Origin of the sequence: Streptomyces sp. MB09-01 (assembly GCF_033794505.1) — a bacterium.
Taxonomy (GTDB): Bacteria; Actinomycetota; Actinomycetes; order Streptomycetales; family Streptomycetaceae; genus Streptomyces.
Genome location: NZ_JARAYQ010000366.1, coordinates 1 through 6,278 on the forward strand (window position 1 = coordinate 1; position 6,278 = coordinate 6,278).

At 74.6% G+C, this 6,278-nt stretch carries 2 protein-coding genes and 1 pseudogene; 1 reads left to right on the forward strand and 2 read right to left on the reverse strand.

The genetic code is table 11. The annotated features are described in order from the left end of the window. Positions 1 to 2,460: nitrate- and nitrite sensing domain-containing protein (locus PV721_RS39905; protein WP_319733249.1), on the reverse strand; the 2,460-nt coding region annotated here is incomplete at its 3' end. A 386-nt stretch (positions 2,461 to 2,846) separates the two neighbouring features. Here PV721_RS39905 and PV721_RS39910 point away from each other — a divergent pair. Continuing rightward, the gene (locus PV721_RS39910) at positions 2,847 to 3,296 is read left to right on the forward strand and encodes a hypothetical protein (RefSeq protein WP_319733251.1); all 450 of its coding nucleotides are present in this window, start codon (positions 2,847 to 2,849) and stop codon (positions 3,294 to 3,296) included. Positions 3,297 to 3,451: 155 nt separating this feature from the next. Here the strand turns inward: PV721_RS39910 and PV721_RS39915 are convergent. Next, positions 3,452 to 6,278: pseudogene (locus PV721_RS39915) on the reverse strand (hypothetical protein); the annotation flags it as partial.

Sequence of the window (6,278 nt, forward strand, 5' to 3'; positions counted from 1 at the left end):
GCCCCCGTTTCCTTTTGCCCCGGCTTGGCCCTGTCCCGGGGTGCGGGGGGCGTCGGGTCGCGAGGCCTCCACGCGCTGGGTCTCCAGCCGGACGGGGCCGGTGGGTGCGAGCGATTCGCGGTCGCGGTCGTTCTTGCGGGCGCCGTTGCGCTCCGTGTGCCGGTCGGTGTGCGGCCGGTCCGCCGGGCGCAGGCCCAGCAGGGCGCGCGGGGTGCCGTTCGGCGGGGTCTCGTCGTCGAGGGTGGCCATGACGGGGCGGCCGGCGGCGCCGGGGCGGCCCGTGATCCCGGCGGTGGCGTCGTCCAGGACGGCGGGGTCGTCGAGGCCGTCCAGCGGGTCCAGGCCGTCCAGGCCGCGGCCCACGAGCGGGGCCTCCAGCTCGACCGGGCCGCGCAGTTCGGCGGCGGGCAGCGGGCGGCCCGACGGAGCGCGCTCCACGGCGAGGGGCGCGGGCCGCTCGGACGTGGTCCGGCCGGCGGGACGGGCCTTCGCGGGCGGGGCTGCCCGTACGGACTTGACCGCCGCCCGGGCACCGTCGAGGCGCACGCCGTTGCCGTTGGTCTCGGGGGCCTCGGTGAGCAGGGCCACGGGCAGGAAGACGACCGCGGTGGTGCCCCCGTACGGGCTGGGCTGGAGGACGACCTTGACGCTGTGGCGCTGCGCGAGGCGGCTGACGACGAACAGGCCGAGGCGGTCGGTGTCGGAGAGTTCGAACTCGGGGGTCTCGGCGAGCCGGAGGTTCGCGTCGAGCAGCGCCTCCGGGGTCATGCCGAGGCCGCGGTCGTGGATCTCCAGGGTGAAGCCGTTGGCCACGCGCTCGCCGTGTACCTGGACCGCGGTGTGCGGCGGCGAGAACACCGTGGCGTTCTCGAGGAGTTCGGCGATGAGGTGGGTGATGTCGGCGACGGCGGGGCCGACGATGCCCAGGCGCGTGAGGCGGCGCACCTCTATGCGCTCGTAGTCCTCGACCTCGGCGACGGCGGCCCGTACGACGTCCATCAGCTGGACGGGCTTGCGCCACTGGCGCGAGGGCGCGGCGCCGGAGAGGATCACCAGGCCCTCGGCGTGGCGGCGCATGCGGGTGGTCATGTGGTCGAGGCGGAAGAGGTCGGCGAGCTCCTCGGTGTCCTCGGTACGGCGTTCCATGGTGTCGAGGAGCGTCAGCTGGCGGTGCAGCAGCACCTGGTTGCGGCGGGCCAGGTTGACGAACACCTCGGAGACGCCGCGCCGCAGGTCGGCCTGCTTGACGGCGGCCTCCACGGCGGCGCGCTGGAGGGTGTTGAGGGCCTGGCCGACCTGGCCCACCTCGTCCTTCTCGTACTCGAGGTGGGGCGCCTCGGTCTCCACGTCCACCGGCTCGCCGGCGGCGAGGCGGCGCATCACGCTGGGCAGCCGGACGCCGGAGGCCTCGTGGGCCTCCTTGCGCAGCCGGGACAGGTCGCGGACGAGGTCGCGGCCGATGCGGACGGAGAGGACCAGGGACACGATGAGCGCGAGGAAGCCGAGCACACCGGCGGCCGCGGCCTGGATCATGACGTCCATGGCGACAGGTTCGATGCGCTGCTGGTAGCGGTCGCCCGCGGCCGTGTTCATGGCCGCCAGGTCTTCGAGGATCTTGGCGGCGGCCTCGTCCCACTGCGCGGGGGTGACGCTGCGCGGCTTGTTGACCGCGCCGCCTGCGATGAACCGTTCCTCGGCATCGCGCAGGGGCTTGGTCTGGGGGTCCTTCCAGTACTGCTCGAAGAGTTCCCGGTCGTGGGCGGGGAGGGTCACGAGGTTGAACTCGTAGAGCAGCGAGCGGTTGGCGGCGAAGTCGGAGACGTGGCGCACGTCGGGTGCGGTGACGTTGCGCGCGGCGAGGGCGGAGGCGACGACGGCGTCCTCGCGGGAGAGCAGCTCACGGGCGCGGCTGATGCCGACGAGGGCGCGGCCCTCCTTGTCGACCTCCACGTTGTCCAGGCCGTGGAGGTTCATGAGGAAGTCGTAGCAGGGGTCGACCAGCCGGTTGTAGAGATCCAGGGCCTGCGTGGGGTCCAGGGCGTTCTGGTCGACGGAGCGGCGCATGGCACCGATGCCCTGGAAGGCGGCGACGATGGAGCGCAGGCGCTGGGAGCTCTGCGAGCTCAGCTCGTCGATGACCTTGGGGTCGCGTGCGCTGACGCTGATCTGCTCGACGGCCTCGTCGGTTTCGGCGCGGCGCTTGGTGAGTTCGGCGGTGGCCGTGGCGGCCCGCGGGTCGCCGAGGACGACGAGGGTCTGGCGCCGTTCCTTCTGGATGACGCGGACGACGTCCTCGACGGGGTAGCCGACCTTGTCGATCACGTAGGCCACGTCGAAGAGCTGGATGGCCTGACGGCCGGTGATGACCGTGGCGAAGCCCCAGAGGGCGGTCAGGGAGACGAGCGGCACAAGGAGCAACGCCACGATCTTCCGGCGGATGGACTTCCCGCGAAAGCGCATGGCCTCCCCAGCCTCCCCCAGGTCAACCCCGTTACCGGGGGTCGGTGTTCCGTCATTTAAACGGCGTGAGCCTACTACTGCTCCGGAGTAGGTTCGAAGGCGTGTCCGGACGTTTTCGGCCGGACCCCCGGACGAAGATCACCAGTTGTCCGACACTTCCGGTCAACAGCGGCCCGATATGTGGCAGATGACACTTGGTGGGGCGTCAGTTCCTGCAACCTGATGGATGGCTGGAATTGTTCGTTCCGCGATCATCGGGGCGCGTGGAGGCATCCGCGATTCGGGAATCTCTCGGTACCGCCGGACGTCTGTCTGTTCGAGGGCCACGTCGGGGGTAGACGTGGTGGGTAGGCATGGCGGACCGCGGCGTGGGGAGGGAGCGGACCATGAGAAGTGACGAGCGCGGCGGATCGGTGTCGGGCGCGTACGCCGGAGGGGCGGGGCGGGGGCTGTGGGTGGAGGAGCCGGCCCGCCGGCGCCGGATGCCCGATCCGGTGCGGACTTCCGCGGTGCGGGCGGTGCTGATCGTGGCCGTGACCCTGACCCAGGCGGCGATCACGTTCTTCCTGACCCTGACCGGGTCCTGGCTGGCCCTGCCGATGGCGCTCGGCGCGATAGCGGGGACCGTCGTGGCCACGTGGGGCGTGCTGGACGTGTGGATCACCCGGCAGACGTGGAACCAGCGGTACGGGGTCCTCTCGGAGCCGAGCAGCACGGCGCGCAGCCGCCGCCGCGAGGCCCGCAGGGCCGCCCGGGCCGCGCGCGAGGCCGCCCCGGGCCGAATACCCCGGGACGACGGCCCCCTCACGGCCTTCGGCCACTCCACGTCCCCCTGACGGCGGACCGGCCCCTGCCCGCCCGCGGCGGCCTCGGCGGGGCCGGCCCCGTCATCTGCCGGGCGCGGCTGCCGCACGCGGTCCGGCGGACGGAGTCCGGCGCGGCGCGGCGAAGCCCGTGAGGCGCTCCGGCGCCGAGCGGTGCGAGGCGCGCGTCAGGAAGGCACGCCACTGCGGCGGAACATGCGGGTGGCGGTGATCTCGCCGTGGATGGTCTCCTCCTCCGGGGACTGCTGCGGCAGGCCCGGGCGCAGGTGTTCCTCGACGCTGATGTACTTAAGGCCCGCCCGCAGGTCCGCGTCGTTGCGCAGCCGGATCACCAGCGGGAACTCGGCGAGGGCCGTGGTGTCGAACAGGCCCGTCGTGTAGAGCAGCTGGACGCCGAGCGCGTCGGAGACGGCCCGCTGGAGCTCCAGCAGGTACGTGGCGTTCGCCCGGCCGATCGGGTTGTCGAGGAACAGCGTCCCCGCGTGGCGGTGCTTGTCGCGGCCGCGGTCGTTGCTGCGCAGCGCCGCCATCGTGCAGTAGAGGGCGATCGCGGCGGTGAGCAACTGCCCGCCGGAGAAGACGTCGCCCATCTGGCCGACGGGGACGCGTTCGGCGCGCAGCACCGCGTCCGGCTTGAGGATCTCCACGGAGATGCCCTTGGGTTCGAGGGCCGCCTGGACGCCCCTCAGCAGCAGGGACATGCCGTCGCGGCGGCCCTCGCCGAAGGAGGCGGTGCTGTTCTTCTTCACCGCGGCGCGGGTGGCCTCGTCGATGACATCGCCGAGCCGTTCCGTGAGCGTGGCCTGGTCCGGCTCCTCGAAGCGGATCCGCAGGAACTCCTGGCCCGACCATTCGCCCAGGCCCTCCGGCAGCTGGGAGAGGCGCTGCGCGGAGCGGAGCGTGGCCAGGGCCGATTCGACGAGGCCGCGCAGGCGGTCGACGATGCTGTCGCGGTTGCGCTCCAGCTGCGCCAGTTCGTCGGTGAGGACGCGCAGCCGGGGGGCGAAGGCCGCCGCCCAGGCCGCCGCGTGTTCGGGCAGGGCCGCGGCGGGCAGTTCCCGGATCTGCTGGCGCGCGGGCGTGCGTACCTGCTCGTAGCGGGTGGCGTTGGCGTGCCGGACCAGGATGTCGCTCGCCTCGCGCACCGCGGACTCGGCGGCCGAGAGGTCGGCCGCGCAGCCGCGCAGGGAGCGGCGGGCCTCGGTGGCCGACTGGCGGGCCTCCTCCAGGGTGCCCGGGTGGGGAACCGGCTCCTGCTCGTCCTCGGCGTGCGCGTGGTCGCGCAGGAGGTCGCGCAGCAGGGCCGCGGTCTCGTCGAAGCCGCCGGCGCCGTCCTCGGCGGTGCGGTGGGCGCGCAGCAGGTCCGCGTGGGCGGCGCGGGCGCTCTCCACGGCCGCGGTGTGGGCGGCGAGCTGGGCGGTGGCCGTACGGAGCAGGGCCTGGGCCTGTTCCACGTCCTCGGGGACCAGTTCCTCGGGCAGTTCGGTGTGCGCCTCGCCTTCGGCGGGGGCGTGCCGCTCGGCCTCGCCGCGCAGCCGGCCGAGCTGCTCGCTGGCCGTGGACGCGCGGGTCTCCAGCATCTGCACGAGGGACTCTGCGCGGGCGGCGGCGGCCTGCCGGGAGGGGCCGTCGGCGCCGTCCGTGCCTTCGAGGAGCTGGGCGGCGCGGGTGCGGACCTTGTTGGTGAGGCGGTCGAGTTCGGCGAGGGCGGCGCTCTCGTCGCTCTCGGCGCGGGCCTGTTCGGCGCGCAGGTCGGCGCCGACGCCCACCTTCTCGTAGAGCTGGGAGGCCGCGCGGTAGGCCTCGCGGAGGTCCGGCAGGGGCGCCCGCGGGCCGTCCCCGTCGGGCAGCTGGTCGGGGGCGCCGGCGATCTCGGCGCGCTCGGCCCGCAGGGCGCGGGCGGTGCGGCGGGCGTCGTCGGCCGCGCGCTGGGCGGCGCGGCGGTCCTCGTCGGCGGCGCGGGCCCGGTCCAGGCAGACCTCGGCACGGGCCTCGGACTCGGCGGCCTCGTCGGCGAGTTCGCGGAGCCTGGCCTGCCAGCCGGCCCGCTCGCGCAGGCGGAAGGCGAGGCCGGCGAGGGCGTCGGCGACGCGGCGGGCGCGCTGGGCGGTGTCCTGGCGCTCCTCGCGGACGCGGGCGGCATCGGCGGCGGCCTCGTCGGCCTCGGCGCGTACGGTACGGGCCTCCGCGAGCTCGGCGTCGGTCTCCTCGGCGAACGTCCGGGCGGCCGCGGCCTGTTCCGCGAGTTCGGCGAGGCGGCCGGGCGGGCAGCCGGTGCGCCAGGAGGCGAGGCGGGCGGCGAGTTCGCGGTCACCGGAGAGGCGGGCGGCGAGTTCGCGGATCTCGGTGTCGCGTTCGCCTGCGCGGGTGCGCAGCGCCTGGCGCTCCTCGTCGGCGGCGTGCTCGTCGTGCATGGCCGGGTTCGGCGAAACGATGAAAACACTGCACACCGCGGAATCGGGGTCCACGGGCGTGGCCGGCGCCAGCAGGGCGGCGGCGGTCCCGACGGCGACGGTGGAGCGGGGCAGCAGGGCGGCGCCGGAGAGGACCTCGCGGGCCCGGCTGTGGGTGTCGGGATCGGTGATGACGACGCCGTCGACGAGTTCGGGGCGGGCGGCGAGGACGGCGGCGTGGTCGGCGGGGTCCACGGACTGGGCGAGGTAGCGCCAGCCGGGAAGGGCCGGGATGCCGTGCTCGCCGAGGTGCTCGACGGTGGCGAGGACGTCGGGGCCGGGCGGCAGCAGGCCGCCGTCGCCGAGCGCGCCGAGGATGCGGGAGTCGTCGGCGGCGGCGGTGCGCAGCTCGAACAGCTGGCGTTCCGCCGAGGTGACTCCGTCGGTGAGCAGCCGGCGGAGGTCGTCGGCGTTGCGGTCGAGGTCCGCGACCGTGAGGCCCTCTCCTCCGGCGGTCGCGGCGTGGCCGGGCTCCGGGGTGTCGGAGCCGGTGCCCGCGCCGGTCGGCGTGCCGGACCGGGGGCGCGGGAAGGCGGGGGCG